We start from the raw sequence: 26,177 nt of genomic DNA on the forward strand, positions 1-26,177 counted from the left end.
TATTCGGTGTTGCTAAGTACCGGTACTCAGTGTTACTTTGTACCGGTACCCAGCAACACTGAGTACCAACCGAAACGAAAGGAGGACCTGATGGGCAAGCAGATGACCGAGATGCTCAAGGGCACTCTGGAGGGCATCGTTCTGGCCCTCCTCGCCGAGCAGCCGGCATACGGGTACGAGATCACCACACGCATCCGCGACCACGGATTCACCGACATCGCCGAGGGCACGATCTACGCACTCCTCGTGCGCATCGAGCAGAAGAACCTCGTCGACGTCGAGAAGGTCCCGAGCGAGAAGGGTCCGCCGCGCAAGGTGTACACCCTGAACGCACAGGGCCGCCAGGAGCTCGAGGAGTTCTGGAAGACCTGGGACTTCCTCGCGCAGCACATCGCACAGCTGAACAAGACCGACACCGACAATACGAGCACCACCCCGAACAAGGAGAACTGATCATGGCCGCAAAGTGGATCGAAGCGCTCACCGGATCGCTCGAGCAGAAGAAGCAGTACAAGCAGGCCAAGGCCCGCATCGACGCCCTCCCCTCGCCGTACCGCGAGGTGGCGAACGCCCAGTACCGGTACTACCTGTACTACGGCGGCATCACCGACGGCGACACGATCGTCACGATGTTCCTCGACCTCGCCGACCTGTGGGAGCGCGCCGCAGTCGACGGCACGCCGGTCAGCGCCATCGTGGGCGATGACCCCGTGGAGTACGCCGAGGACTACGCCCGTGCCTACGGCGGCACGCAGTGGATCGACAAGGAGCGCGCACGCCTCATCAAGGCGTTCGACGACGCGAAGAAGAAGGAGAACGAGTCATGACGAACCCCGCCATCTCGGTGCGCGGCATCGAGAAGTCGTACAAGGATCTGCACGTGCTGCGCGGCGTCGACTTCGAGGTCGAGAAGGGCAGCATCTTCGCCCTCCTCGGCTCGAACGGCGCCGGCAAGACCACCATGGTGCGCATCCTCTCCACCCTGCTGAAGGCAGACGCCGGCACGGCGACCGTGCAGGGCGTGGATGTCGCCTCCGACCCGGTCGGCGTCCGTGAGCGCATCAGCCTCACCGGGCAGTTCGCCGCCGTCGACGAGATCCTCACCGGACGCGAGAACCTCGTGCTGGTCGCGAAGCTGCGGCACCTGCCCGACGCCGGGAAGGTCGCCGACGACCTGCTGGCGACGTTCCGTCTGACCGATGCCGGCGGCCGCAAGGTCGGCACCTACTCCGGCGGCATGCGTCGCCGGCTCGACATCGCGATGAGCCTGGTCGGCGACCCCGAGGTCATCTACCTCGACGAACCGACCACGGGCCTCGACCCCGAAGCCCGCATCGAGGTGTGGGACGTGGTCAAACAGCTCGCGAACAGCGGCACCACCGTGCTGCTCACCACACAGTACCTCGACGAGGCGGAGCAGCTGGCCGACCGCATCGCGATCCTGCACGAGGGTCGCATCATCGCCGACGACACCCTCGCCGGCCTCAAGCGGCTGCTCCCCGCCGCCAAGGTCGAGTACGTCGAGAAGCAGCCCACCCTCGAGGAGATCTTCCTCACCCTCATCGGCCCCAAGGCCTCCGGAAAGGAGAACGCAGCATGAGCACGCACTTCGCCGCCGATACGGCGACACTCACCGGCCGCTCCATGCGGCACATCTTCCGCAGTCCCGACACGATCATCACCACGGCGGTCACCCCGATCGCGCTGATGCTCCTGTTCGTCTACGTCTTCGGCGGTGCACTCCAGCAGAGCACCGGCACCGACAACTACGTGAACTACCTGCTGCCCGGCATCCTGCTCATCGCGATCGCATCCGGCATCGCCTACACGGCGTTCCGACTGTTCACCGACATGCAGAGCGGCATCTTCGAGCGGTTCCACTCCATGCCGATCGCGCGATCGAGCGTGCTGTGGGCGCACGTGCTCACGTCTCTGACGGCGAACGCCATCACCCTGGCGATCATCTTCGGCGTCGGATTCCTGATGGGCTTCCGCACCGGGGCGAGCTTCTGGGCCTGGCTCGGAGTCATCGGCATCCTGATGCTGTTCACCCTGGCCCTCACGTGGCTGGCGATCATCGCGGGTCTGAACGCCAAGACGGTCGACGGCGCGAGCGCGTTCTCGTACCCGCTGATCTTCCTGCCGTTCATCAGCTCGGCGTTCGTGCCGACCGACACCATGCCGGCTCCGGTGCAGTGGTTCGCCGACAACCAGCCGGTCACCTCGATCGTCAACACCATCCAGGCACTCTTCGCCGAGAAGCCCGTCGGCAACGACATCTGGGTCGCCCTCGCCTGGTGCGTCGGCATCCTCGTGGTCGCCTACGTGTTCGCGATCATCTCGTACCGGAAGAAGGTCAGCTGATCTTCGCCCAGCGAGACGGGACGCTCCGACCGGGTCACTCGACCCGGCCGGGGCGTTTCGCCGCGCTCGGCGAGGTGTCGGACCTCGGCGTAGCTTCGGACCTCGGCGTAGCTTCGGACCTCGGCGTAGCTTCGGACCTCGGCGTAGCTTCGGACCTCGGCGTAGGGAGGAGTTCCCCCTCTCGGGAGGATCCTTCCGCCCGGATGCTCCTCCCGACGCGGAGAACTCCGCCCGGGAGGAGGCGCTCACACCGTGCGCAGCGCCGACGTGGGCGAGAGGCGGGCGGCGCTGATCGCCGGATACAGCCCCGCGATCACACCGACCACCAGCGCCACGGCCGGGCCCCCGACGAGCACCACGAGGGGTATCGTCGCCGCCTGCCCCTGGATGCCGGCGTAGACGAACACCCCCGCGGCCCCCAGCAGCAGACCGGCGACGCCCCCCAGGCCGCCGAGCACGATCGCCTCCGCCACGAACTGACCCGCGATCTGACCCGAACGCGCGCCGAGCGCCCGCCGGAGTCCGATCTCGCCACGCCGCTCCAGCACCGCCACCACCATGGTGTTCGCGATGCCGATCCCTCCGACCAGCAGCGCGATCGCCGCGAGACCGACCGCGAGGCCGGACAGCGAGTCATCCGCGGTGTCCCGCGCCCCGGCGAGGTCGCCGAGTCCGGTCACCTGCACATACGGGGACGACGGATTCGCGGCGCGGGCGATCGCGTCTCGGACCTTCTCGCCCGTGCCGCCGTCGGCCATGCGCACGTAGATCGAGGCGATCGTGTCATCGCCCTTCGCCGACACGTGCTCGGCCGCCCAATGATCGCCGAGGAAGGCACTCGCGTCGATGTCCTCCGCGAGCCCAGCCGAGTCGAGGATCCCGATCACGGTGTACCACTGCTCGCCGATCCACACCCGCACGCCCGGCTCCGTGATGCCCATGCGCGCAGCTGCCGCTGACCCGAGCACGGTCACCGGCAGGGAGCGGTCGGTCTCGTCGAACCACGACCCCTTCGCGACCGATCCCTCCACGGACGAGAGGAAGTCGGGACTCGCCGCATACGCGGTCAGCCCGTTGCCCTGGCTCTTCGGCATGAGGTCGTTGCGATACACGCCGGTACCGTCCGGCACCTTCTCGAGCACCCCGACCTGCTCCACCCCCGTCACCCGCTCGATCATCCCGCCGGCCGTCTCCGGCAGTGCGACCGGTTTGTTGTCCGGCCCGTACCCCGGCTGCACCACGATCATGTTGGCGCCGAGCGCGTCGAGCTTGGCCAGCAGCTCCGCCTGGTTCGATGCGGCGATGCCCGTGATGGCGGTGAGTGCCGCGATGCCCACGGCGACGCCGAGCGCCGACAGGGCCGTGCGCATCTTGCGGCTGCGCGGTCCGATGAGCGCCGTGCGGATGCTGTCCGCGACGCTCAGCCGCGGCATCCGCTCCCCTCGGCGCCTCATGCCGCGACCTCTTCCCGATCCGGTGAGCCCGTATCGCTCACGATGCGTCCGTCGTGGATGCCGACCTGCCGCTGCGTGCGCTCCGCGATGTGCGGGTCATGAGTGATGATCACGACCGCAGTGCCGAAGTCGGCGATCGAGGTGAGGAGTTCGAGGATGCGGTCGCCCGTGGTGGAGTCGAGCGCCCCCGTGGGCTCGTCGGCGAAGAGCACCGACGGATTCCCGACGATCGCGCGGGCGATGGCCACCCGCTGCTGCTCCCCACCGGAGAGCTGCCCGGGCCGGTGCTTCATGCGGGCGCCGAGACCGACCCGTTCCAGGGCGGCCGCGGCACGCACCGCGCGCTCCGCAGCAGGCACTCCCGAGTAGAGGAGTCCGAGCGCCACGTTGTCGACCGCGCTGAGCGCCGGCAACAGGAAGAACTGCTGGAACACGAAACCGATGCGGCGAGCGCGCAGCACCGCCCGCTCGCGCTCGGCGAGGGCTGCGGCATCCGTCCCGTCGATCAGCACGGTGCCGCTGGTGGGATCGTCGAGCGTGCCCATGATCGAGAGCATCGTGCTCTTGCCGGATCCGGATGCCCCGACCACGGCCACCAGTTCTCCGCTCTCGATCGCGAGACTCATGCCGTGCAGCACGCGCAACGGTGGACTTCCCGGATACTCCTTGATCACGTCGACGAGCTCGACCACGGTGTCCGGCGTCATCGCGCCACCACCACGGCGTCGCCGGCAGCGAGGTCTCCGCCCGTGACCTGCACCTTGGTGTCGGCGATCAGTCCGACCTCCACGGCGACCCGTTCGACCTTGCCGCCCTTGCGCAGCACGTCGACCGCATAGCCTCCGTCGGTCGTCGCCACCAGGGCGGTGACCGGCACGACCAGCGCGTCCTTCACCTCCGAGGTCGCGAACACGACCTTGACCGCACGCAGTCCGATGCCCTCGGCGACGGCCGGATCGTCGAACTCCACGTTCGCCGTGGCGGGCGTGGTCTCGCCCTCCTTCTCGGTCGGCTGACCACCGGGGTCGACGGCGGTCACCGTCGCGGGCACCTCCGTCCCGTCCGGCAGCACCACGGTCACCCGGGTCCCCGGCAGGATCTCGCGGGCCTGCGCGTCGGTGAGCTTGGCGACCACACGCAGGGTGGTGCTGGTGTAGGTCAGCGGACTCGTCCCGGCGGGGTCTCCCAGCTTTCCTTTCACCGACTCGATGCGCACCGATGCGGCGGTGATCGCGACCACGTCTCCCAGCTTCACGATGCCGTCCTGCGGCACCCCGAGCGACTTCTGCCAGGCCTTGACGTTGGTCTCCGTGACCGCGGTGAACTCGTCGTCCACCGTCATGTTCCTGCCGAAGCCGAGGTCGGCGAGCGCCTGCTCCAGCTGGCGCACATCCGGGCCCTTCTCGACGCCGACGCCGAGGTCGCGCCAGAACGGACGGTCGCCGCGCATCGCGATCACCGGCTTCCCGTCGACCTCGTAGATCGCCTGTCCGACGCCGATCACCTCACCCGCGGTGGGCAGGCGTGTGATGGTCCCCCCGCGCCCCGGCAGCGCGATGGACGCTCCGTAGCTGAGGGTGCCGTTCAGCCGCAGGTCGGAGGTCAGCGTGGTGAGCTCGGCCGTGGCGGTGACCGGCTTCTCGGCGTCGTCCGGAGACTCGGCCACCGAGCTCCACGGCTGCAGCACTGCGAGTGCCACCGCCGCGGCCACGAGCAGCACCCCGACCGGCAGCAGCACCTTCGTCACCCGGCGGCTCATTCCTCGCCTCCGGAGGGCATGACGGTCGCCGCGGTGAAGGCGCCTTCGAAGTATTCGCTCATCAGGGCGAACCAGTCGAAGTCGACGGCTTCGATGCTCTCCTGCGTGAACATGGGCGGCATGTCGCCCGCCTTCTCCGCACACGCCTCGAGGAGGGTGCGCGCCTCGTCTTCGGTGATGCCCGTCGGCAGCGTCAGCATGCCGTCGGAGTCGGGGTCGGCGAAGTCCGTGAAGCCGTTGTCCCGTGCGCACGACGCGAAGGCGAGCCCGGCCTCCGTGAGCTCCTCGGGGGAGATCATCTGCGTCTCGGCGCCCGCCTTCATCGAGATGTCCGGCTCCGGCTGCGTGAACTCGGGGACCTTCTCCTCGCACGCCTCCCACGCCGCGCGCTGGCCGCCGTCCTCGGGGTAGCCGGATGCAGCTGTCGAAGCCATCCACGTGCCGTCGTCGTCCGTGAAGATCATCGTCATCGCCATCTCCTCTCCGGCGCCGGCAGAGGCGGTACTGTCGCTCAGCGTGCCCATCGCCCCGTCTCCGGGAGCATCCGGCATCAGCAGCCCGACCTGACCGCCTTCGACGATCTTCGCCGTCTGGCCCTCGTCGGTCAGGCAGCTCACGAACCGCGCAGCGGCCGCATCGTTCGCTCCGTCCTTCGCCTTGTCGTCGCCGGACGGGGCGGTGCACGCAGAGAGCGCGAAGAGCGCCACGACAGCGGGCATCACCACCATGGACCGGCGTGCTTTCGAGTCGAACATGACTTTCCCTTTCTCGCGGTCGCAGCTCGTCCGCGACGTGCAGTCAGTTCTACGGATGCGCTGGTTTGCTGGGGGTATGACGGCGCCTAACCGGAAACTAACCGCGCACCGCGCACCCTCGGAGACGGGAGGTGCCATGCGACTGCTGCTGGTGGAAGACGAGGCCGACCTGGCCGACACCCTCGCCGACGGCCTGCGCCGGGAGGGATACCTCGTCGACGTGGCGCGCGATGGGGCGAGCGCCCTGACCGCCGCCGCATCGAACGATGTGGACGTGATCGTGCTCGACCGTGACCTGCCCGTGCTGAGCGGCGATGCCGTGTGCCGCACCCTCGTGGCGCAGGAGTACCCGGCGCGCATCCTGATGCTCACCGCCGCCGGCACCCTCAACGACCGCGTCGAGGGCCTCGACCTCGGTGCCGACGACTACCTCGCCAAGCCGTTCGCGTACGTCGAGCTGCTCGCGCGCCTGCGTGCTCTCGGCCGCCGCGGACACTCCGCGCGCGCGAGTGCGGTGCTCGAATTCGCCGGGGTGCGCCTCGACGTCGTGCGGCGCATCGTGGAGCGCGACGGCACGCCGATCCGCCTCACGCTCAAGGAGTTCGGGGTGCTCGAGACGCTTCTCGCGGCGGAGGGCGGCTACGTCAGCGCCGACGATCTGCTCGACGAGGTGTGGGACGAGCCGCACGAGCGCACCCGAGGTGTGGTCAAGATCGTGGTGCACACGTTGCGCCGCAAGCTCGGGGCTCCCGAGGTCGTCCAGTCCGCGGCAGGGCACGGGTATCGAGTGGGGACGACATGAGACGCATGAGCTTCCGCACCCGGCTGGTCGTCACCATCGCGGCCGTGTTCGTCGCCGCGGGTGCCGCACTGCTCTCGGTGCAGTACCTGGTGGTGCAGTCGCTGTTCGCCTCGGCCATCGACACGACGGCCGCGACCTGCGTGCCCGCACTCTCGGTCACACAGGTCGCACCGGGGACGCCGGCCGCGGACAGCACCGACATGAGCGGCGTCTCCCCGCTCACCGAGAGCGGCGATCTCCTCTACGGCACGACCGGCACCGGATGCGCCTACTTCGCCGAGACCGCCGATGTCACCGGCTTCGCGGTGGCCACGCCGATGCAGACCGTCGCACTCGACGCCGTGGAAGGAGCGGTGCTGCAGCAGTCGACGTTCCTCGCGGACGAGGTCGGCAGCGGGCTCCTCCTGTGGTCGATCGTGGTGCTCGTCGCCTTCACCGGTGTCGCCGCCGCGATCGCGTTCTGGCTCGCACGGCGCTCACTCGATCGCATCGGCGAGGTCACCGCCGCAGCCCGCGACATCTCGGAGCGCGACCTCGGGCGCCGCCTCGACCTGCCGGGCCCCGACGACGAGATCAAGGAGCTGGGCGACACGATCGACGGGATGCTCGACCGGCTGCAGTCGGCGTTCACCGCGCAGGATCGCTTCGTGGCCAACGCCTCGCACGAGCTGCGCACCCCGCTGACCACGACCAGGACCGCCCTGGAGATCCCGCTCGAACAGGGGGCGGTGCCGGCGGACCTGCAGGCCAACATGCAGCGCGCGCTGCGGGCCACCGAGCAGAGCGAGCGTCTCATCACGGCCCTGCTCGCCCTCGCCCGGGCCCGCACCGGGCTGGACGAGGTCGAACCTGTGCAGTTGAGCACGCTCATCGAGGACCAGGTCGACGACCTCGACGCCCAGGAGATCGAGGTGCACGCGAACCTGCGCGAGCTCACGGTCGAGGGCGATGCGGTGCTGCTGGCCAGGGCCGTGCGCAACCTGCTCGAGAACGGCATCCGCCACAACGTGCCCGGCGGTGAGCTGTGGGTGCGCTGCCGACGGGAACGCGGACGAGCCGTCATCGAGGTCGAGAACACCGGGACGCCGATCACCCCTGCCACCGTGCAGCTGCTCACCGAGCCGTTCTACCGCGGCGATGCGAGTCGCACCTCGGCCGGCCCGGACGGCACCGGGCTGGGACTCGCGATCGTGCAGAGCATCGCCAAGACCCATGGCGGCGAGGTGCGTCTGCGCGCCCGCAAGGGCGGCGGCCTGATCGCCGCGATCGTCCTCCCGCTCTGACCCGACCTACCTCCGGTCGCCCCGACCGACGACCTCCATGCGTTGCGTGAAGGTCATCCGGTCCTGCACGACCCGCTCCGGGTCCCACCCCGGGCCGGGCGTCGAGGCGATGAGGAGCTGCGAGTACGGGTGTTGCGGGCTTCGCAGCACCTGGCCGGTCTCTCCCTGTTCGACCACCGTGCCGCGGAACAGCACGAGCACGCGGGAGCAGAGCTCGCGGATGACGGCGAGGTCGTGACTGACGAACAGATAGCTCACCCCCGACTCGCGCTGGATCTCGGCGAGGAGTTCGAGCACCTGCGCCTGCACGGAGACATCGAGTGCGGACACGGCCTCGTCGAGCACGACGAGGCGCGGAGACACCGCCAGTGCGCGCGCGATCGCGACGCGCTGCCGCTGACCGCCCGACAGCTCATGCGGCTTCGCGTCGGCGTGCCGCTCGGTCAGCCGCACGCGATCCAGCAGCTCTCCGATCGTGCGGTCGATGTGCGCGCCCGCCCCCTGTTCCCGCAGACGCAGGGTGCGCCGCAACGCCTCGCGCACGGTCAGCCGTCGATCGAGCGAACCGTTCGGGTCCTGGAACACCATCTGCACCGCACGAGCCCTCGCACGGCGCTCGGCTCCGCCGCGCGGCCTGCTCAGGCGGTCGACACCGTCGATCACCGCCGACCCCGCGTCGGCGCGTTCCAGACCGACGAGGATCCGAGCGATCGTCGACTTGCCCGAACCCGATTCACCGACGAGGCCGAGCGCCTCACCCGATTCGATGGCGAAGCTCACGTTGTTCACCGCGACGACGCGCTCGGCTCCCGGACCCATCCGAAAGGCCCGATACAGCTCGGAGACCTCCACCAGACTCATGACGCCTCCTTCGTGTCGAGCACCGGGGCCGCGGCGATCAGCGAGAGCGTGTACGGATGGACGGCGTCCGCGAACAGGCCCGGTGTCGTCAGCGTCTCGACGATCTCGCCCTGCCGCAGCACATGGATCCGATCGCAGATCGCTCCGGCGAGCGCCAGGTCGTGGGTGATGAAGAGCATGCCGAGACCGCGGTCGCGGATCTGCCGTTGGAAGATCGCGATGATCTCGGCCTGCGTCGTCACGTCGAGCGCACTCGTCGCTTCATCGGCGAGCAGGAGCGCGGGATCGCTGCTCAGTGCGGAAGCGATGACCACGCGCTGGAGCATGCCGCCTGAGAGCTCATGCGGGTACTGTCGCATTCTCCGCTCCGGGTGGGTGAGTCCCACCGCGGCGAGGAGCTGGACGACATGCGCCTCGGCGCGACCTCGTCGCCAGCCGTGCACGCGGACGAGTCGTTCGGTGAGCGAGTCCCCGATGCGGCGCACCGGATTGAGCGCGGCGCGCGGATCCTGCTGCACCAGCGAGACGGAATCGGAGCGTACTCGGCGCCGGGTGCTCCCATCGGCGGCGACCATCTGGGTGCCGTCGACGCGGATGCTCCCCTCGATCGACGCCTCATCGCCGTAGAGCGCGAGGACGGCGCGAGCCGTCGTGGACTTGCCCGAGCCCGACTCTCCCACGAGTCCGACGAGCTCACCGCGGTCCACCGTGAGGCTGACACCGGCGAGGATCCGAACCGCGTCGTCTCCTTCGCCGAAGGCCAGGTCAAGGTCCTGGATGTCGAGGAGCATCTTTCATCCCTTCGCAAGCAGTCGGTCGGCCACGCGCACCCCGGCGACGTTCACCGCGATGACGACGATGGCGATGGCGGCACCGGGGACGAGCGTGGGAAGGAACTCCCCCTGGATGATTCCGGGTTGCCCCTCCTGGACCATCAGGCCCCACTCCGAGCTCGGAGGCTGCGCCCCGAACCCGAGAAAGCTGAGCGTCGCGAGACTCATGAGGGCTTCGCCGAAGAGGACGACGAGATACCCGACGAGCGGAGGGAGCAGGTTCGGGATGACTCCGCGCACGCAGATCGTCAGGCCGCCGAGCCCCTGAACCCGGTACGCGTCGATGTAGGGCCGCGTCATCTCGCTCAGGGCCAGGCTGCGCGTGTACTTCGCGATGACCGGCGCGTATGCGAGCGCGAGCGCCACGATCGCCGTGGCCGGCCCCTTGCCGAACACGGCGATGACGAGCACGACGAAGAGCAGCCCGGGGAACGCGAACATCACGTCGGTCGCGCGGGCCAGGACCGTATCGATCCATCCGCCCCGCCACGCCGCCAGGACACCGATCGCCACTCCGAGCACGGTGGCGAGCGCGAGCAGCACCACCGGCCCGACGAGCGTTTCACCCGCTCCGATGAGGAGCCGGGAGAAGAGGTCGCGTCCGAGCTGGTCCGTGCCGAGCAGGTGCTGTGCGCTCGGCCCTTCCCAGATCGCGGCGAAGTCGACGCTGTCGGCCTGGTAGGGGGCGAGGAGCGGGGCGAACGCGGCCGCCGCCGCGATGAGTGCGAGGAGGCCGCAGGAGATCCAGAAACCGAGGTCGGATCCGGACCGCCGACGGCGGCGCACCCGCGGGAGGATCACGGAGGTCATGCGGACACCGTCCTTCGTCGGATACGGGGGTCGAGCACGGGAAGGAGCAGATCGACGATCGTCGTGACGATCATGTAGGCCACGACCATGAACAGGAGCACCGCCTGCACCACCGGGAAGTCGTGCGTGTTGATCGCGTCGACGAGGAGCGAGCCGACGCCGGAGATCCCGAACACCGTCTCGACCGCGACCGTTCCGGCGATCATGCTCGCGATGACGAGCGCGACCATGGTGATGATGGGTCCCCAGGCCCCGCGCAGGACGTGATCGCGCACGATGTACCGCTCGCGGAGACCCGAGGCACGGGCGGCCTCGACGTGCTCCGAGGAGAACTGCTCGATCATGGACTGTCGTGTCACGCGGCTCACGATGGCGAGCGCGGTGATGGCGAGGGTGAGTGCCGGGAGTGTGAGCGCATACAGACGATCGAGTCCAGCGGAACCCGCACCTGCCACGGGGAACCATCGCAGTTCCACGGCGAAGAACGCGACGAAGGCGATTCCCAGCACGAAGGAGGGGATGCTCGCGGCGAGAGTCGTGAATCCGATGATGGCGGTATCGGCCGCCTTTCCTCGGCGCACGGCCGCGACGATGCCGAGGCCGATGCCGACGACGGTGAGCACGACGGCCGCGTAGGCGACGAGCGACAGGGTGATGGGCACCCTCGCCGCCAGGAGCGCGCTCACGGGCTGGTGGTACTGGAACGACTGTCCGAAGTCGCCGGTGAGGACTCCGGAGGCCCAGTGCCAGTACTGGACGAGCATCGGCTCGTCCAGGTGGTACTGGGCCCGGACGCTCGCGATCCGCTCCGGGGTCAGGTTCTCGGGGTTGCCGATGAGGAACGTGACCGGGTCACCCGGCGCTGCGTACATCGCAGCGAAGATGATGAAGGAGGCGATCACCAGCGTGAAGACCATGCCGGCGAGCTTGCGGAGCGCGAATGGCATCGTGACTACCCCTTCGCGCTGCCGAGATCGACGGCCCACGGGTAGTAGATGAACGCCGCAGAGGCGGGGACACCCGTCACCGTCTTCGACATGATGAGCGTCGACGGCGTCGCGACGACCGGGATCCACACCGCGTGCTCCACCCAGCGCTTCTGCAGCTCTGTCGTGATCTCGGCGCGCTCGACGTCATCGGTCGCGGCGTAGCCCTCGTCCACCAGCGCATCGTATTCCGGGTCGGAGAAGACGCCGAAGTTCACGCTCGCATCGGACGCGCCGTTCTTGTAGAAGCCGAGGGGGTCGTTCTTCGAGATGTAGTACTCGTCGGGCCACAGATCGGCCTGGCCTCGGAGGTCGGGGTCGGAGTAGAAGTCGCCGTACTGCACCTGCGGGATCACGGTGATCTCCGCCTCGAGCCCGATCGATTGCGCCGCGGCGACCAGCGCATTCGCGATCACGTTGTGTGTCGAGGAGCCGTTCGAGGCGACGACGATCGGGGCGGAAGGGGCGCCGGCCTCGGCGATCAGGTCCTTGGCCGCCGCGAGATCGGCCTCGCTCGGCTTCGCGGGCGCGCCCTCGAGGGCGTCGTAGGCCTGCTCGAAGGTGTCGACCTCGTATCCCCATGCTCCCGAGCCGACGGGTGTCTTCCATGGCTGGGCGAGACCGCCGAAGGCAGCCGTGGCGACACCGGTCCGGTCGAGGGCGAGCGAGAGGGCCTGACGGATGCGCTCATCCGTCAGTGCGCCGCGATCGGTCGCTTCGAGCACCCATGCGTTCGTCGAGGGTCCTTGATAGACGGACACGTCGGCGCTGCCGATGAAACTCCGGGCGGCGCCGGCGTTCTCGAGGAACGACCCCTGGGCCTCACCGGTCGTGACCGAGTTGGCTATCGCGGTCTCGTCGGCCCATCGGAAGACGACCTCGTCCGTGAGGGCGTCGACGTCGGAGTCCCAGTAGTCGGGGAACCTGGTGATGGTGAGCTGCGACCCCGCGTCCCACGACGTCACCTGGTACGGCCCGCTGCACGCGGAGGCCGAACCGGGGCTGCCGAAATCCTCTCCTTCGGCTTCGATCACACGCGGGTTCCAGACGATACCGCCATCGCCCGCCATCGCCTGGAGCAGGATCGCATCCGGCTGCGATGTCGTGACGGTGATCTGGTCGGCGCCGGTCTGCTCGATCGAGACCACGTTCCGGTACTCGTCGGATTCGGCGGCACCGTCCTCGGAGTGGCGCTGCATGCTCCACACGACGTCCGCCGTGCTCACGGGGCTGCCGTCGTGGAACAGCGCCCCCTGCCTGATGGTGAAGACGAGATGGGTGTCGTCGGTCCACTCGGCGTCCGATGCCAGCCCGGGGCCGAGGGTCAGGTCGGGCTGCACCTGCATGAGCCGGTCGCAGACGTTCGCGAGAACCGTGTCGTCGGCGGTGGTCGCATCGATGTCGGCATCGAGTGTCGTCGGCTCTCCGCCGAGCATCCACGTCACGCTCTCGAGCGGGCCGGAGGCGGCGGGTGTCGTCGCGCCGAAAGGCACGTCGAGCGCGGTGTCGCCGTCTTCGCCCTTCGAGCCCGAACTGCAGCCGGCGAGCACGAATGCCGAGGCGGCGAGCACGCCGATCGTCACGGCGATGGGGTGATGCTGCTTCTTCATTGAACGCTATCTCCTCGGGTTCTCAATCTGTCGGTCAGGGGGAGGGGAGTTCGACGTGCGGGCCGTCGTAGAGGTTCCAGGGCAGCACCTCGTACTCGGTCTCGCAGGGGAATCCGTTCGCGACGCGGTACTCGCCGGTGGTGAGGTCGACACAGCTCGAGAGGAGCGTCGACCACTGCTTCACCGAGGGGGAGTCGGGATGCGGATGCGTGCAGACGCCCTCGGGGAAGCCGAGGTGATCCGACATCGCCTCACGCACGAGCGCGTAGCTCTGTTCGGGGTTCTCCGCACGCGCGACCGCCGCCAGCCCGGCCTGGACACGCGGCAGACGAAGCAGCGAATCCGCTGCCACCGGAAGGTAGGACCCGGCGAGCTGCGGCGGCACGGACGCCTGGAAGTGGTTGGTGTGCGCGATCACGCCGCGTTCGGGATAGATCCAGTCCACGCCGCTCGGCGTGGTCTCGAGGTCGATGCCGAATCCGCTGCGGTCGGCGAGGAGCGCATTGCTCGCGATATGGGGACGGGTCTTGACCAGCATCCTGAGCGCGCTCGCGATATCGCCCTGATCGAGCACGAGTCGGCGGATCAGGGTCTGCGGCACGCCGACCGCCGCTCCGAAGCTCCCCCCGAGCCCGTTGGCGTTCAACGAGATGCCGGCGGAGTTGGCACCGTGGCGCCCCACCTGCCCGGCTTCCACCTGCATGATCACCGTGGGAAGCGGATCCTGCACGACGCGGACGATGAGGGTCGTTCCCGCGGTGCGCGTGCGCCAGTCCCAGTTCTGCCCGACGAGCGTGTGCCCGGTGCCGCTGCCCTCACCCGTCAGGAAGAACGACGTGCATCCGTCGACGGCGTCGTCGCGCTCGTCGTCGGCGGCACGGACCGTGGTGCTCGTGACTCGCGACGGTCCCTGGTGGTCGTAGACGAACTCGCCGCGCACGTTCAGCGTGACGATCTCGGCGAAGGCGACACCCGCCCCCTCCGCGATCCCCCGCATCTCCTCGACGAGGTGCGGCGCGATCTGCTCGCTGATCGGAACCCATCGCGAGACGGAATCCGTGATCGCGGCCCAGCTCATGCCGGTCTGCTGGGTCAGCGCTTCCGTGTAGTACTCGATCGAGCCGGCGATGAGGTCGGCGGCGGCCTCGCCGTATCGGCGCCCGCGCTCGCGGGGCGCCCCACTGATCTCGATCGTGCGGATCGGTGTCATGGCCGCCATGTGACCTCCCTGTCAGGTGCGCCTGTTGCGCAATGTGGTTGCACCCGAGATGATTGAATCATCCGTTACGGATGATGCGCCTCTCGAACAGAATGATACAGCAATGGAACCGTTTGTAACAAGCGATACAGAGAACCCCGCGCTCTCCGGCCTCCGCGCGCGCATCGCCAGGACGTGGAACGATCTCTCGAAATCCGAACGTGCCGTCTGCCGCGTGCTCTCATCGACGTCAGCCGAGCACATCCTCTATGCGAGCGCCGCCGAACTGGGCACCCAGAGCGGCACCTCGAACGCCTCCGTCGTGCGCACCCTGCAGAAGCTCGGATACTCGGGCCTCTCACATCTGAAGCAGGAGGTGGCCGCTCCGTTCTCGAGCAGCGTCTCGCCCGAGGTGCGCCTCAAGACCCGCATCGAGCACATCGGCCAGGATCTCGCCCGCATCCAGCAGGAGACCTGGGATGAGGCGGCGTCGCTCATCGAACTCGCCCGCAGCTCGAACGACGACGACGCGTATTCCGCCGCCATCACGCTGCTCATGCGCGCCGAGAGCATCTATTGCTACGGCCTCGGCGCCTCCGGGATCGCCGCCGAGAACCTCGCACTGCGCCTACGACGCACGGGACTCTCCACTCGACGGCTCAGCACCGACGGATTCCGTCTCGCAGACGAGGTCCTGAACCTTGGGGCGAAGGACGTCCTCGTCATCTTCGCGCCTGGACGGGTCACCCGCGACATCGATGTGCTCCTGGACCACGCGCAGTTGATGGGCGCCGGCGTCATCCTCGTGACCGACGAGCTCCACGAGAGGCTCTCCTCCCGTGTCGACGCGATCCTGACCGCACCGCACACCCCCACAGGGCTGACCTCCGAGAGCCTCTCGGCGATCCTGATCTCGGACGTGCTGGTCCAGGGCATCTCCGCCGTCGCCCCCGATGCGGCACTGCGTTCTTCGCAGCTGCTCAACGACGTTCGGGCACGACTGGGCTACTGAGCCCCCACGCAGAAGCTCCGGTCGCCCTTCCTGTCGCCCGGCGGACCGGGAAGCGGCAGGAAGTGCGACCGGAGCACACCTCTGAGACGGGTTCGCGTCAGCTGGTGACGGCCCAGTCGAACTGGTCGCCGTACTCCTTCAGCCACGCGTCGACCGCGTCGGCTTCCTTGCCCTCGCCGTACTCGTTCACCACGAGGTCTTCGAGTGCGCCGTACTGCGCGTCGTCGAGCTTGATCTTCTCGATCAGCTCAGCGGCCTCGGGGAACTCCTCCGCGAAGCCCTTGGTGCCCAGGAAGTGCAGGCCCTCGGCCTTGCCCATGGCGCCCTTCGGGTCTTCGAGGTCCTTCACGGGGAAGGCATCGTTGGCCCAGAACGGACGCCACAGCGTCACGACGATGTCCTCCTGCTTGTCGGTCGCGGTCTTCAGCTCGGTGAGCATGGCCGCGGTCGACGAGGTCACGAGTTCGTACTCGCTGTCGAGTCCGTACTCGGGCATCATCTTCTGGGTCTGGGCGGTGAGACCCGCGCCCGGCTCGATGCCGTAGATCTTGCCGTCGAACTCGGCACCCTTGCCCACGAGGTCCTCGATCGAGGTGAGCTCGGAGTACTCGGGCACGGCGAGCGTGAGCTTGGCGTTCTCGTAGTACTTGCCCAGATCCTCGATGTCGTCGCCGTACTTCTCCATGTACGAGGCGTGGGTGAGTTCGGGCCACGCCGACGGGTACATGTCGACGTCACCCTGCGCGAGTCCGGTGTAGAGCGGTCCCGCCTCGGTGAGCGTCTTCATCTCGACCGTGTAGCCGATCTTCTCGAGCTGGTCCTGCAGCAGGTATGCGGTGCTGAGGCCGTCGGTCCACGAGGGCAGGAAGCCCAGCGTGATCGTGCCCTTGTCGTCGGCCGAGCCGTCGCCGCCGCCCGTACCACCGGCGCCGTCGCCGCTGCATCCGGCGAGGGTGAGCGCCGCTGCGGCACCGAGCGCTGTGATTGCGAGGATCTTCTTCTTCATGTGATTTCTCTCTCTTGCGTTCCGTATGGGTGTTGTTTCGTAGGGGTGTGAGTCAGTGCACTCCGCCACCGACGGCGTTGCGTCGCGGAGCGACTTCGGCACGTTCCGCCGCAGCCGCGGCATCCTGCTGCTCGATGACCTCGGGAGCGGGAGCGGATGCTGTTCCGCCACCGTTCGGAGTGCGTCGACGCTCGATCATGCCGAGCAGCGACGACCGGTTCTCGCCCGGCGCGCCCAGCGCCGCGGTGACGCGGTCGAGGAAGACCGCGATCAGCACGACGCCGAGGCCGGCCTCCACGCCCTTCGGGATGTTGATCGTCGAGATCGCCTCGACGACCATCTTCCCGAGACCGTCCGCGCCGGCCATACCGGCGATGACCGCCATCGACAGGGCGAGCATGATGACCTGGTTGACGCCGGCCATGATGGTCGGCATCGCGAGCGGCAGCTGGATACCGCGCAGGATCTGGCCGGGCTTCGCACCGAAGGCCTGTCCCGCCTCGACGGTCTCGGAGTCGACGCCACGGATGCCGAGCTCGGTCAGGCGCACGCCCGGAGGCAGCGCGAAGATCACGGTGGCCACCAGGCCTGGCACCACGCCGATGCCGAAGAACACGATCGCGGGGATCAGGTACACGAACGCCGGCATGGTCTGCATGAAGTCGAGCACGGGCTTGAGCACCGCGCGCACCGTGGCGTTGCGCGCCGACCAGATGCCGAGCGGCACGGCGATCAGTACCGCGATCACGGCGGCGACGAGCACCAAGGCGAGAGTCTGCATGGCGGGGACCCAGAGGTCCATCCCCACGATCAGCGCGAACGACACGATCGTGCCGATCGCGAGCTGCCACGAGCGCACGACCCAGGCTATGAGTGCGGCGATCACGATGATGACCACGAAGTTCGGGGCGAGGAGCGCTCGGGTGAGGCCGTCGACGAGGAAGCTCATCACGAACGAGATCACATCGAGCAGGCCGTCGAGGTTGTCCTTGATCCAGTCGACAGCGGACTCGATCCAGGTTCCGATGGGAATGCGGAAGCCATCCATCAGCGCACCTCCTCCGTGGTCGGGGCGTCGACCGGGTCGGCGGTCCACCCGTCATCGAGCACGGCATCGATCTCGGCCTGGGGCATCGGCATCATCGGCAGGGTGATCTCCTCGGTCGCGCCGGGCCCGGGGCCGAGGGCGGCGAGCAGGGTGACGCGCGGGATCACACCCACGAGACGGCCGTCGGCGTCGATCACGGCGAGCGGCAGCGGAGACTCGACGGCGGGGACGAAGAGGTTCATCAGCACGTCGTCCTCGCGCACGCTCTGCAGCACGGGCTTGATGATCGAATCGAGGGTGGTCGCGCCGTTGCGCACGAGCTTGACCGCATCCCGGTCGGTCACGACGCCCACGAGCTGCCGGTCGCGGCCGACGACGTAGGTGGCCGACATGTACGCGTCGCGCATCTGCCGCAGCGCCGTGCGGGGGCCGGCGGTGTGCGGCACGACGGGGCGCGGGCGCTCCATCACGTTCGCGGCGGTGAGCACGCGAGCGCGGTCGACGTCCTGCACGAACTGCTCGACGTAGTCGTTGGCCGGGTCCATCAGGATGTCCTCCGGCGTGCCGATCTGCACGATACGGCCGTCGCGCATGACCGCGATGCGGTCGCCCAGGAACATGGCCTCGTTCAGGTCGTGGGTGATGAAGACGATCGTCTTCTGCAGCTTCTGCTGCAGTTCGAGCAGCTGCTCCTGCATCTCGCGGCGGATCAGCGGGTCGAGGGCACTGAACGCCTCGTCCATCAACAGGATGTCGCTGTCGGCGGCGAGCGCACGGGCGATGCCCACACGCTGCTGCATTCCGCCGGAGAGTTCGGAGGGGAGCTTCTCGCCCTGGCCCTCGAGGCCGACCAGGGAGAGGATCTCCTCCGCCTTGGCCAGACGCTCGGCCTTGGGAGTGCCCTTGAGCTCGAGCGGGTAGGCGACGTTCGCGGCGACCGAGCGGTGCGGCAGCAGGGCGAAGTGCTGGAACACCATCGAGATGCGGTCGCGACGGATCTCGCGGAGCCTCGATGACGGGATGCCGGTGATCGGGTCGCCGTTGACGGTGACGGTGCCGTCGGTGACGTCGTGCAGGCCGTTGAGCATGCGGATGATGGTGGACTTGCCCGATCCGGACAGCCCCATGATGACGAAGATCTCACCGCGGTTGACAGTGAAGCTGGCGTCGATGACCGCCGCGGTACCGGCATCCGCGACGGCGGCACGGCTCTCACCGGCTTTCAATCGACGGACGGCGGTGTTCGGATTCTTACCGAAAACCTTGTACAGATGGCGCGCTTCGAGAGCGATTTCGGACACGTTTCCCCCGCGGCTCGCCTTCGGGTGGCTGAGCCTGCTTCGGTTACGCCCGGGTGAGGCTCTCGGGGCCGTTCGACGTGTTCGCTGTGGCGGCACAGACGGCGGATTTCGGATCCGCCGCGATAGAGCATCGACCGTACGTCCACGCCTCTTCGCAGCACAGCTCATCGAAAGAAGGACGTGGTCGCGGACTGGTCTTCGGGCCGTCAGGCCCACGTTCCAACGTAACGAAATGGCCGATCAGGGGCAAATCCTGGGTCCGCGGCACGCTCGGGTTTCCGTCGCTGACCGGGGAATTGCACGGGTATTCAACAATCCTTCTGCGTGGCTGGCCGCAGGCCGGAACCGCCCTCTCAGGAGCTGCGGATGCTGCGTGTCACGGTGAACTTCGGCGTGCGTTCCACCTGCACGGTCGCACCCACCAGCAGGGTGAGTTCGGGGCGGTACGCGAGCGAAGAGTTGTAGACGGTGAAGAGTTCGCCGCCCGGTCGGAGCAGGCGCGCCGCGGCCTCGAACAGGCGGGTCGCCGCCCCCGTGTGGATGCTCGCGCCGAGGTGGAACGGCGGGTTCAGCAGGATCACGTCGAAGGAGGCGTCCGGCAGCTCGGAGGCCGCGTCGTCATGGGTGACCGTGACCCGGTCGGCGACGCCGTTCGCGGCGACCGTCGCCCGCGCGGATGCCACAGCGGCGGCGGATCGGTCGGTCGCCGTCACACGCGCATCGGGGTGAGCGAGCGCGTACGACACGGCGAGCGCTCCCGTGCCGCAGCCGAGATCGAGCACGCGTGGCGCGGCGGCCGGCGGCTGAGCACGGAGTGCGTCGAGCAGCACACGCGTGCCGATGTCGAGGCGCGCGCCCGCGAAGGCTCCGCCATGGGCGACCAAGGTCAGCCCGTCATGCTGCGCGGTCACGGGGTACGGCGGATCGACCGGGACCGGCAGGGCTTCCGACGCCACGATCAGACGCGACTTCCGCTCGGCGCGTTGGGGCTGAACCCGCGCGAAGCTGCGTCCCAGCACCTCGTTCTGCGTGAGGGTCATGTGCTTCACCCGCCCTCCGGCGACGAGCACCACGTCGGGAGCCGCCCAGCGGGCGACCGCATCCGCGATCTCCTCGAGCTCCGCGAGCGCCTTCGGCAGCTGCAGCAGCACCAGTTTCGCGCCGGTGAGCAGTTCGGCATCGAGCTCGCGGGGGCGGAACGGTTCGTCGAAACCCAGACCATCCGACTTACCCTCGGCGTGTTGCGGGGCGACGCGCCGCACCGGGGCGCCCTCGTCTCCGTTTCGGCCGTCCGCGACGGCGAGTCCGAGCTCCTCGGCGTTGCGCAGCAGAGCCCGCCGACCGGTCGCGAGGTCCTGATGCACGCGGATGCCGTGTCTCCCGGCGGCGACGAGAGCGAGGGTGATCGCACCGTACTCGTCGCCGATGACCACGGTCTCGGAGCCGGCGACATCGAGCGCGAGCGCCCGTTCGACGAGCAGCAGATCGGTCGCGTCATGAGCCTGGAGGTTGTCCGCCTCGACGTCGGGCCAGCGGCGCAGGCGGCTGTAGGGGAACTCCGGCACCAGCCCACTGTACGCGGCGGCCGTAAGGATTTCGCATGCGTTGTTTTCGCCCGATTCACAAGTTTGTGAATCGGGCGTACGCTCCCGCGCATGACCACCGTCATCACCACCCGGAACCTCACCAAGCACTACGGCCACGTGCACGCTCTCGACGGCCTCGACCTCACGGTCGAACACGGCCAGGTGCACGGCTTCCTCGGCCCGAACGGTGCGGGCAAGTCGACCACCATCCGCGTCCTCCTCGGCCTCGCGCGGCGCACCGGGGGCGAGACGACCGTGTTCGGTGAGGACCCCTGGAATCGCGCGGTCGAGCTGCATCGACGCATCGCGTACGTTCCCGGTGACGTCAGCGTCTGGCCCAACCTGTCGGGAGGTGAGGCCGTCGATCTGCTCGCCCGGCTGCGGGGAGCGCACACCAAGGACCCCGCCTACCAGCACGAGAAGAAGCGGCTGATGGACGCGTTCCAGTTCGATCCGCGCAAGAAGGGCCGCGCCTACTCGAAGGGAAACCGGCAGAAGGTCGCCCTCATCGCGGCGTTCGCGGTGCCCGCCGACCTCTACATCCTCGACGAGCCCACCAGCGGCCTCGATCCCCTGATGGCGGTCATCTTCCAGCGCGAGGTCGCCCGTGCGCATGCGAACGGTGCGACCGTGCTGCTGTCGAGCCACATCATGAGTGAGGTCGAGCAGTTGTGCGACCGGGTGTCGATCATCCGCGCCGGCCGCATCGTCGAGACCGGCACGCTCACGGAGCTGCGGCATCTCACGCGCAGTGACGTGTCGTTCACCCCCTCCGGAGCCACCCTCGAGCAGGTCGCCCGCATCCCGGATGTGCACAGCCCGGAGCAGCAGGGCGACCGCATCCGCCTCGCCGTCGACAGCGACCGCACGGCTACCGTGCTTCCCGCGCTCGCGGCCCTCGGCATCAGCGACCTGCGCGTCGCGCCGCCTTCGCTCGAGGAGCTGTTCCTGCGCCACTACGGCGATGACCTCGCGACGCTCGAGGCCGCGGAGGACGGTCGGACGGACGACGCGAGCCCCTCCACCCGCCGCGAGCGGCGTGCGCAGAAGGAGCGTGCGTGATGAGCGCCTTCGGAGTGCTGCTCCGACAGCGGCTGCGGCGTGACCGGCTGCAGCTGACCCTGTGGATCGTCGGCACGGCGCTGATGGCGTTCGCGGGGTACGCCGGTGTCAGCCAGTCGTACGCCACCCTCGCCGACCGGCAGAACATCCTGGCCGCGGCGCTCGCGAACCCGGTGATCCTGATGTTCCGCGGCCTCCCCTCCGGCACATCCGAGGGCGCCTTCCTCGCCTTCGAGGTGTTGCCGTGGCTGGCGCTGCTCGCCGCGCTCATGAGCACGTTCCTCGCCGTGCGGCACACCCGCGGCGATGAGGAGGCCGGGCGCGCCGAGCTCGTGTGGGCGACTCCGGCCGGACGCCGCCTGCCGACGATCGCCACCATCGTGCACGGCATCCTGGCGAACGTCGTGCTGGCCGCGCTCACAACGCTCGCGCTGATCCCCACCGGACTCCCGGCGGGAGGATCGCTCCTCACCGGAGCTGCGGCCGCGTCGTGCGGCATCGCATTCCTCGGCATCGGCCTGCTGGCCGCGCAGTTCATGCGCACCTCGCGCGGGGCGAACTCCCTGACGGTCTGGGTGCTCGTGGCGACGTTCCTGATCCGCGGCATCGGCAACGCTGCAGGAACCCCGAGCGATGACCTCACGAGCATGACGAGCGCCTGGCCCGCCTGGCTCTCCCCCTTCGGCTGGGTCGAGCAGACCCGCCCGTACGACACCGATATCGTCTGGCCGATGCTGCTCGGGCTCGGTTTCGGGTTCGCGCTCGCCGGTGCCGCCGTCGCCCTGCAGTCGCTGCGCGACATCGATGCCGGTTTCGTCGCGGAGCGCCTCGGCCGGGTCTCGGCACGACCGACCCTCGCCTCGCCCCACGCCCTGGTGTGGCGGCTCACCTCCGGCTCGATCGTGGGCTGGGCGATCGGAGGCGCCATCACGGGCATCCTCGCCACCACGCTGAGCGGGCTGGTCGACCAGATCTCGGGCGAGAATCCGGCCGTCGCCGACATCCTGAAGAAGATCGGAGGCGCGACGGGCGGACTCGACGAGGTCGTCGTCACGGTGTTCTTCACCCTGCTCGGGATCCTGGCCGCGTGCTGTGCCGTACAGACGGTGGTGCGCGCGCGACAGGAGGAGGCCCATGGCACCGCCGAGGCCGTGCTCGCCACCCCGGTCGGTCGCGTGCGCTGGCTCGCCGACTTCGTGATCGTCGGGATCGTCGCGGTGCTGATCGTGGTCGCCGCCGCGGTGCTCGCCGGCTGGGCGGGTGTCTGGTCGAACGGCGGCGACGCGTCGCTCTACCGCATCGTCGCGGTGGCCGGGCTCGGCCAGGCGGTCGCGGCCTCGATCTTCGCGGTGCTCACTGCGCTGGTGTTCGTGCTCCTCCCCCGGGCGACGACAGCGGTGGCGTGGAGCCTCGTGCTGCTCGCGGCCCTGCTCGGCATGTTCGGCCCCCTGTTCGGTCTGCCGGAATGGAGTGCGAACCTCTCCCCGTTCGCCGTGACCCCCGTGGCGGACGGCAGCGGCGTGGACGTGCGCGGCCTGTGGTGGCTGATGCTCGCGCTGGCCGCTGGAGCCGCGGGATCCCTGGCCCTGATGAGGCGGCGCGAACTCGCCCCCGGAGCATAGGAGGACTCCGATGGCCGACGACAGCACCGACGACCTCGAGCCCGAGGCGTCGATTCGCCACAGCGACTCCCACCGCGGGATGGAACCCGCCGAGCAGGCCGCGGCCATGATGACCGCGGCCGGGATGCCACGCATGCCCGCCCGCGTGATGATGGCGCTGATCGCCGCCCCCGAGGGCGGATACACTGCCGCCCAGCTCGGCGAGCGCCTCGGGGTCTCGGCAGCCGCCGTCTCCGGTGCGGTGCGCTACCTGCAGCAGCTGCACTTCATCCAGCGCCGCTCACGGCCCGGCGACCGGCGGGACCGCTACGAGTTCGTGCACGATCCGTTCTACAGCTCGATCGTCGGGAACATGCCGGTGTACTCGCGCCTGTCGGAGTACATCGACGACATCGCCGCCGCGCACGACGACGACCGGGGCGCGCATGACCGGGCCGTCGAACTGGCCGAATTCTTCCGCTTCCTCTCCGTGCGCATGCTGCAGATCGTCGAGGACTGGCGCGAGCACCGCCGCGACGCCGACTGACCGCAGCATCCACCCGTCGGCCGAAACGGAGACCATCCGCGTGCGCTCCGGCGTGCCGCGCGTCGACGCGCCGAGCCCGAGACGAATGCTCTGGGTTTTCGCACGCGAGACGACGAGGGGTTGACACCCGCGCGGATTGCATGGTTACTTAGTCAAGTAAGTAACCCACTAACCCAGCGGAGGACTCGTGATCGAAGAAGGCAAGCCGCTCTTCCTCCAGATCGCCGAGCAGATCGAGGACTCGATCGTCGACGGCTCGCTCGCCGAGGAGGCGCAGGCCCCTTCCACGAACGAGCTGGCCGCGTTCTATCGCATCAACCCCGCCACCGCAGCCAAGGGAGTCGCCATGCTCACCGACAAGGGAGTGCTCTACAAGCGCCGAGGCATCGGCATGTTCGTCGCCGACGGCGCCAGGGAGCTGCTCCTCGGCGAGCGCCGTGCCGCCTTCGCCGACCGCTACATCGACCCGCTCCTCGCCGAGGCCCGCACGCTCGGGCTCGGCGCCGAAGACCTCGCGGCCCTGCTCCGGCAGCGCGCCGCACTGACCACCGACGCAGAAGGGAAGAACCCCGCATGACCACCGTCATCGAGGTGCAGAACCTCAGCAAGCGCTACAAGGAGAAGCGAGCCCTCGACAACGTGTCGCTCGCCATCGAGGGTGGCGCCATCTACGGCCTCCTCGGTCGCAACGGGGCAGGGAAGACGACACTCATGTCGATCCTCACGGCCCAGAACTTCGAATCGTCCGGCACCGTGAAGGTGTTCGGCGAGCACCCGTATGAGAATGCGCACGTGCTCAGCCGGATCTGCTTCGTCCGCGAGAGCCAGAAGTACCCCGACGACGCGTACCCCAAGCACGCCTTCAAGGCTGCGAGCCTGTTCTTCCCGAACTGGGACCAGTCGCTCGCCGACGAGCTCATCGCCGAGTTCCAGCTGCCGATGAAGCAGACCATCAAGAAGCTCTCCCGCGGACAGCTCTCCGCGGTCGGCGTCATCATCGGACTCGCCTCGCGCGCCGAGATCACGTTCTTCGACGAGCCCTACCTCGGCCTCGACGCCGTCGCCCGGCAGATCTTCTACGACCGTCTGGTCGAGGACTACGCCGAGCACCCGCGCACCGTCATCCTCTCGTCGCACCTGATCGACGAGGTGTCCAACCTCATCGAGAAGGTCATCGTGATCGACAACGGCCGGATCCTCCTGAACGAGGACACGGATGCGGTGCGTGACCGCGCCGTGACCGTGGTGGGTGACGCCGCGAAGGTCGACGCCTGGGTGGGAGCCCGCGAGGTGCTGCACCGTGAGGCGCTCGGCCGCGTGGCCTCCGTCACCGTCCTCGGTGCCGTGTCCCCGGCGGAGCGTGCGGAGATCACGGCCTCCGGGCTCGACCTCGCGCCGGTCTCGCTGCAGCAGCTGATCGTGCGCCTCACCCAGAAGGCCGAGGCCGACTCCACGAGATCGACCATCACGAAAGAGGAGGTGCGCTGATGCGACGCACGCTCAACGTCATCCGCCTGCAGATGATCAATCGACAGACGTTCATCTGGGTCCCGCTGATCGTCCTCGCCGGAGCAACACTGATCTCGGTGCTGATCTACGCGATGATCCCGGGGGACTCCCCTAAATACGGCGGCGGCGGCCAGGCGCCCCTCTGGTACTTCTTCGCCATCGGGCTGTCGGCGATGACGCTCACGTTCCCGTTCTCCCAGGCGATGAGCATCACACGTCGCGAGTTCTTCTTCGGCACGATGCTGACTGCGGTGCTCGCCAGCACGTTCATGGGCGCACTCTTCCTGGTCGGTGGAGGCATCGAGGTCGCCACGAACGGCTACGGCGTGAACGGCTGGGTGTTCTATCTTCCGTGGCTGTGGGAGGCGGGTCCGCTCGGGGCCTTCATCGTCTACTTCACGCTCGCGCTGTTCTTCTTCGTGGTCGGCTTCACGGGCGCCACGATCTACAAGAGCTGGGGGCTGACGGTCCTGACGATCACGTGGATCGCGCTGGCACTGATCCTCGTCGGAATCGTGTACCTCGTGACCAGGCTCGAGCTGTGGGGACAGGTCTGGACCGGGATCGGCGATCTGGGGGCCCTCGGCCTCGCGCTGTGGGGCCTCGTGGTCACCGCGGCCCTCATGGGCGTCTCGTTCCTCGCCTTCCGCAGAGCCATCCCGTAGACCCGACCGCCTCGTCGACGCCGGTCGCCCTCCTGGGCGGCCGGCGTCGCGTGTGCGCGCTACCCGTAAGCGCCCGAGGACGCAACCCGCTCGCCCCCGACGCACAGGACGCATAGGCTCGCGGA

The 26,177-nt window shown here is 68.6% G+C and carries 27 protein-coding genes; 13 read left to right on the forward strand and 14 right to left on the reverse strand.

The window, feature by feature from the left end; translation table 11 throughout:
* Positions 1-90: 90 nt before the first annotated feature.
* From GLO27_RS18505 to GLO27_RS18520, 4 genes are read left to right on the forward strand one after another with little or no spacing between them, the layout of a single operon-like run.
* Positions 91-453: a PadR family transcriptional regulator gene (locus tag GLO27_RS18505; protein WP_021200180.1), complete on the forward strand. Its 363-nt coding sequence runs from the start codon at positions 91-93 to the stop codon at positions 451-453.
* Between the two features lie 2 nt (positions 454-455).
* Positions 456-827: a DUF1048 domain-containing protein gene (locus GLO27_RS18510; protein WP_021200179.1), complete on the forward strand. Its 372-nt coding sequence runs from the start codon at positions 456-458 to the stop codon at positions 825-827.
* Positions 824-1,600 (forward strand): ATP-binding cassette domain-containing protein, encoded by a 777-nt coding sequence (locus tag GLO27_RS18515; RefSeq protein ID WP_029265621.1) that lies wholly within the window; start codon positions 824-826, stop codon positions 1,598-1,600. The genes GLO27_RS18510 and GLO27_RS18515 overlap by 4 nt, the downstream gene beginning before the upstream one ends.
* On the forward strand, positions 1,597-2,364 hold the full coding sequence (locus GLO27_RS18520) for an ABC transporter permease (protein ID WP_021200177.1): 768 nt from the start codon (positions 1,597-1,599) through the stop codon (positions 2,362-2,364). Before GLO27_RS18515 ends, GLO27_RS18520 begins: the two co-directional genes overlap by 4 nt.
* Positions 2,365-2,609: 245 nt before the next feature.
* Here GLO27_RS18520 and GLO27_RS18525 read toward each other — a convergent pair whose 3' ends face one another.
* The 4 genes from GLO27_RS18525 to GLO27_RS18540 are packed head-to-tail and all read right to left on the reverse strand — an operon-like array spanning position 2,610 to position 6,332.
* Positions 2,610-3,818, reverse strand: coding sequence for an ABC transporter permease (locus GLO27_RS18525; RefSeq protein WP_029258842.1), 1,209 nt, complete (start codon positions 3,816-3,818; stop codon positions 2,610-2,612).
* Positions 3,815-4,525: an ABC transporter ATP-binding protein gene (locus GLO27_RS18530; protein ID WP_167256389.1), complete on the reverse strand. Its 711-nt coding sequence runs from the start codon at positions 4,523-4,525 to the stop codon at positions 3,815-3,817. Before GLO27_RS18530 ends, GLO27_RS18525 begins: the two co-directional genes overlap by 4 nt.
* Positions 4,522-5,577 (reverse strand): peptidoglycan-binding protein, encoded by a 1,056-nt coding sequence (locus tag GLO27_RS18535; protein WP_081859691.1) that lies wholly within the window; start codon positions 5,575-5,577, stop codon positions 4,522-4,524. Before GLO27_RS18535 ends, GLO27_RS18530 begins: the two co-directional genes overlap by 4 nt.
* Entirely contained in the window at positions 5,574-6,332 is a 759-nt protein-coding gene (locus GLO27_RS18540; protein WP_029258840.1) for a hypothetical protein, read from the reverse strand. Before GLO27_RS18540 ends, GLO27_RS18535 begins: the two co-directional genes overlap by 4 nt.
* A 136-nt stretch (positions 6,333-6,468) precedes the next feature.
* On the opposite strand from GLO27_RS18540, the gene GLO27_RS18545 reads away from it, so the two are divergent.
* The gene (locus tag GLO27_RS18545) at positions 6,469-7,134 is read left to right on the forward strand and encodes a response regulator transcription factor (RefSeq protein WP_021200164.1); all 666 of its coding nucleotides are present in this window, start codon (positions 6,469-6,471) and stop codon (positions 7,132-7,134) included.
* A gap of 5 nt (positions 7,135-7,139) precedes the next feature.
* Positions 7,140-8,417: an ATP-binding protein gene (locus tag GLO27_RS18550; protein WP_167256391.1), complete on the forward strand. Its 1,278-nt coding sequence runs from the start codon at positions 7,140-7,142 to the stop codon at positions 8,415-8,417.
* 6 nt (positions 8,418-8,423) lie between these two features.
* Here the strand turns inward: GLO27_RS18550 and GLO27_RS18555 are convergent, their stop codons facing one another.
* The 6 genes from GLO27_RS18555 to GLO27_RS18580 are packed head-to-tail and all read right to left on the reverse strand — an operon-like array spanning position 8,424 to position 14,736.
* On the reverse strand, positions 8,424-9,278 hold the full coding sequence (locus GLO27_RS18555) for an ATP-binding cassette domain-containing protein (protein ID WP_021200162.1): 855 nt from the start codon (positions 9,276-9,278) through the stop codon (positions 8,424-8,426).
* Positions 9,275-10,069 (reverse strand): ABC transporter ATP-binding protein, encoded by a 795-nt coding sequence (locus GLO27_RS18560; RefSeq protein WP_167256393.1) that lies wholly within the window; start codon positions 10,067-10,069, stop codon positions 9,275-9,277. Before GLO27_RS18560 ends, GLO27_RS18555 begins: the two co-directional genes overlap by 4 nt.
* Before the next feature lie 3 nt (positions 10,070-10,072).
* On the reverse strand, positions 10,073-10,921 hold the full coding sequence (locus GLO27_RS18565; protein ID WP_021200160.1) for an ABC transporter permease: 849 nt from the start codon (positions 10,919-10,921) through the stop codon (positions 10,073-10,075).
* Entirely contained in the window at positions 10,918-11,868 is a 951-nt protein-coding gene (locus GLO27_RS18570) for an ABC transporter permease (protein WP_029258835.1), read from the reverse strand. Before GLO27_RS18570 ends, GLO27_RS18565 begins: the two co-directional genes overlap by 4 nt.
* Before the next feature lie 5 nt (positions 11,869-11,873).
* Positions 11,874-13,517, reverse strand: a complete 1,644-nt coding sequence (locus tag GLO27_RS18575; RefSeq protein ID WP_021200158.1) for an ABC transporter substrate-binding protein — start codon at positions 13,515-13,517, stop codon at positions 11,874-11,876.
* Between the two features lie 34 nt (positions 13,518-13,551).
* Positions 13,552-14,736, reverse strand: coding sequence for a C45 family peptidase (locus GLO27_RS18580; protein WP_029258833.1), 1,185 nt, complete (start codon positions 14,734-14,736; stop codon positions 13,552-13,554).
* 103 nt (positions 14,737-14,839) lie between these two features.
* Between GLO27_RS18580 and GLO27_RS18585 the strand changes: the two genes are divergently transcribed.
* Positions 14,840-15,727, forward strand: a complete 888-nt coding sequence (locus GLO27_RS18585; protein WP_021200156.1) for a MurR/RpiR family transcriptional regulator — start codon at positions 14,840-14,842, stop codon at positions 15,725-15,727.
* 97 nt (positions 15,728-15,824) lie between these two features.
* On the opposite strand, the gene GLO27_RS18590 is transcribed toward GLO27_RS18585, so the two are convergent.
* The 4 genes from GLO27_RS18590 to GLO27_RS18605 all read right to left on the reverse strand — a co-directional run bounded on the left by GLO27_RS18590 (position 15,825) and on the right by GLO27_RS18605 (position 20,647).
* Positions 15,825-16,733, reverse strand: coding sequence for a glycine betaine ABC transporter substrate-binding protein (locus GLO27_RS18590; protein WP_021200155.1), 909 nt, complete (start codon positions 16,731-16,733; stop codon positions 15,825-15,827).
* A gap of 52 nt (positions 16,734-16,785) precedes the next feature.
* A complete protein-coding gene (locus tag GLO27_RS18595) occupies positions 16,786-17,781 on the reverse strand; it encodes a proline/glycine betaine ABC transporter permease (RefSeq protein ID WP_021200154.1) in 996 nt (331 codons plus the stop codon).
* The gene (locus GLO27_RS18600; protein WP_021200153.1) at positions 17,781-19,082 is read right to left on the reverse strand and encodes a betaine/proline/choline family ABC transporter ATP-binding protein; all 1,302 of its coding nucleotides are present in this window, start codon (positions 19,080-19,082) and stop codon (positions 17,781-17,783) included. Before GLO27_RS18600 ends, GLO27_RS18595 begins: the two co-directional genes overlap by 1 nt.
* A 353-nt stretch (positions 19,083-19,435) precedes the next feature.
* Complete coding sequence (locus GLO27_RS18605) at positions 19,436-20,647, reverse strand: methyltransferase (RefSeq protein ID WP_167256395.1); 1,212 nt, start codon at positions 20,645-20,647, stop codon at positions 19,436-19,438.
* Between the two features lie 90 nt (positions 20,648-20,737).
* Here GLO27_RS18605 and GLO27_RS18610 point away from each other — a divergent pair, with 90 nt between their 5' ends.
* The 6 genes from GLO27_RS18610 (at position 20,738) to GLO27_RS18635 (ending at position 26,052) form a co-directional block, all read left to right on the forward strand.
* Positions 20,738-21,730, forward strand: a complete 993-nt coding sequence (locus GLO27_RS18610; RefSeq protein ID WP_021200151.1) for an ABC transporter ATP-binding protein — start codon at positions 20,738-20,740, stop codon at positions 21,728-21,730.
* Complete coding sequence (locus GLO27_RS18615) at positions 21,730-23,352, forward strand: ABC transporter permease subunit (protein WP_167256397.1); 1,623 nt, start codon at positions 21,730-21,732, stop codon at positions 23,350-23,352. The genes GLO27_RS18610 and GLO27_RS18615 overlap by 1 nt, the downstream gene beginning before the upstream one ends.
* A 10-nt stretch (positions 23,353-23,362) precedes the next feature.
* Positions 23,363-23,878 carry a helix-turn-helix domain-containing protein gene (locus tag GLO27_RS18620; protein WP_029258830.1) on the forward strand — a complete coding sequence of 172 codons (516 nt, stop codon included), beginning with the start codon at positions 23,363-23,365 and terminating at the stop codon, positions 23,876-23,878.
* A gap of 187 nt (positions 23,879-24,065) precedes the next feature.
* Positions 24,066-24,455, forward strand: a complete 390-nt coding sequence (locus GLO27_RS18625; protein WP_029264725.1) for a GntR family transcriptional regulator — start codon at positions 24,066-24,068, stop codon at positions 24,453-24,455.
* The gene (locus tag GLO27_RS18630) at positions 24,452-25,366 is read left to right on the forward strand and encodes an ABC transporter ATP-binding protein (RefSeq protein WP_029264724.1); all 915 of its coding nucleotides are present in this window, start codon (positions 24,452-24,454) and stop codon (positions 25,364-25,366) included. The genes GLO27_RS18625 and GLO27_RS18630 overlap by 4 nt, the downstream gene beginning before the upstream one ends.
* Positions 25,366-26,052 (forward strand): hypothetical protein, encoded by a 687-nt coding sequence (locus GLO27_RS18635; protein WP_021200146.1) that lies wholly within the window; start codon positions 25,366-25,368, stop codon positions 26,050-26,052. Before GLO27_RS18630 ends, GLO27_RS18635 begins: the two co-directional genes overlap by 1 nt.
* The last annotated feature ends 125 nt before the right edge of the window (positions 26,053-26,177 follow it).

The sequence above is a fragment of the Microbacterium sp. Be9 genome (assembly GCF_011754135.1).
Classification (GTDB): domain Bacteria; phylum Actinomycetota; class Actinomycetes; order Actinomycetales; family Microbacteriaceae; genus Microbacterium; species Microbacterium maritypicum_A.

Bases quoted from the DNA above. Each gene is read 5' to 3' on its own strand.
- GLO27_RS18505 (WP_021200180.1), top strand. From the start codon at position 91: ATGGGCAAGCAGATGACCGAGATGCTCAAGGGCACTCTGGAGGGCATC.
- GLO27_RS18510 (WP_021200179.1), top strand. From the start codon at position 456: ATGGCCGCAAAGTGGATCGAAGCGCTCACCGGATCGCTCGAGCAGAAG.
- GLO27_RS18515 (WP_029265621.1), top strand. From the start codon at position 824: ATGACGAACCCCGCCATCTCGGTGCGCGGCATCGAGAAGTCGTACAAG.
- GLO27_RS18520 (WP_021200177.1), top strand. From the start codon at position 1,597: ATGAGCACGCACTTCGCCGCCGATACGGCGACACTCACCGGCCGCTCC.
- GLO27_RS18525 (WP_029258842.1), bottom strand. From the start codon at position 3,818: ATGAGGCGCCGAGGGGAGCGGATGCCGCGGCTGAGCGTCGCGGACAGC.
- GLO27_RS18530 (WP_167256389.1), bottom strand. From the start codon at position 4,525: ATGACGCCGGACACCGTGGTCGAGCTCGTCGACGTGATCAAGGAGTAT.
- GLO27_RS18535 (WP_081859691.1), bottom strand. From the start codon at position 5,577: ATGAGCCGCCGGGTGACGAAGGTGCTGCTGCCGGTCGGGGTGCTGCTC.
- GLO27_RS18540 (WP_029258840.1), bottom strand. From the start codon at position 6,332: ATGTTCGACTCGAAAGCACGCCGGTCCATGGTGGTGATGCCCGCTGTC.
- GLO27_RS18545 (WP_021200164.1), top strand. From the start codon at position 6,469: ATGCGACTGCTGCTGGTGGAAGACGAGGCCGACCTGGCCGACACCCTC.
- GLO27_RS18550 (WP_167256391.1), top strand. From the start codon at position 7,140: ATGAGCTTCCGCACCCGGCTGGTCGTCACCATCGCGGCCGTGTTCGTC.
- GLO27_RS18555 (WP_021200162.1), bottom strand. From the start codon at position 9,278: ATGAGTCTGGTGGAGGTCTCCGAGCTGTATCGGGCCTTTCGGATGGGT.
- GLO27_RS18560 (WP_167256393.1), bottom strand. From the start codon at position 10,069: ATGCTCCTCGACATCCAGGACCTTGACCTGGCCTTCGGCGAAGGAGAC.
- GLO27_RS18565 (WP_021200160.1), bottom strand. From the start codon at position 10,921: ATGACCTCCGTGATCCTCCCGCGGGTGCGCCGCCGTCGGCGGTCCGGA.
- GLO27_RS18570 (WP_029258835.1), bottom strand. From the start codon at position 11,868: ATGCCATTCGCGCTCCGCAAGCTCGCCGGCATGGTCTTCACGCTGGTG.
- GLO27_RS18575 (WP_021200158.1), bottom strand. From the start codon at position 13,517: ATGAAGAAGCAGCATCACCCCATCGCCGTGACGATCGGCGTGCTCGCC.
- GLO27_RS18580 (WP_029258833.1), bottom strand. From the start codon at position 14,736: ATGGCGGCCATGACACCGATCCGCACGATCGAGATCAGTGGGGCGCCC.
- GLO27_RS18585 (WP_021200156.1), top strand. From the start codon at position 14,840: ATGGAACCGTTTGTAACAAGCGATACAGAGAACCCCGCGCTCTCCGGC.
- GLO27_RS18590 (WP_021200155.1), bottom strand. From the start codon at position 16,733: ATGAAGAAGAAGATCCTCGCAATCACAGCGCTCGGTGCCGCAGCGGCG.
- GLO27_RS18595 (WP_021200154.1), bottom strand. From the start codon at position 17,781: ATGGATGGCTTCCGCATTCCCATCGGAACCTGGATCGAGTCCGCTGTC.
- GLO27_RS18610 (WP_021200151.1), top strand. From the start codon at position 20,738: ATGACCACCGTCATCACCACCCGGAACCTCACCAAGCACTACGGCCAC.
- GLO27_RS18615 (WP_167256397.1), top strand. From the start codon at position 21,730: ATGAGCGCCTTCGGAGTGCTGCTCCGACAGCGGCTGCGGCGTGACCGG.
- GLO27_RS18620 (WP_029258830.1), top strand. From the start codon at position 23,363: ATGGCCGACGACAGCACCGACGACCTCGAGCCCGAGGCGTCGATTCGC.
- GLO27_RS18630 (WP_029264724.1), top strand. From the start codon at position 24,452: ATGACCACCGTCATCGAGGTGCAGAACCTCAGCAAGCGCTACAAGGAG.
- GLO27_RS18635 (WP_021200146.1), top strand. From the start codon at position 25,366: ATGCGACGCACGCTCAACGTCATCCGCCTGCAGATGATCAATCGACAG.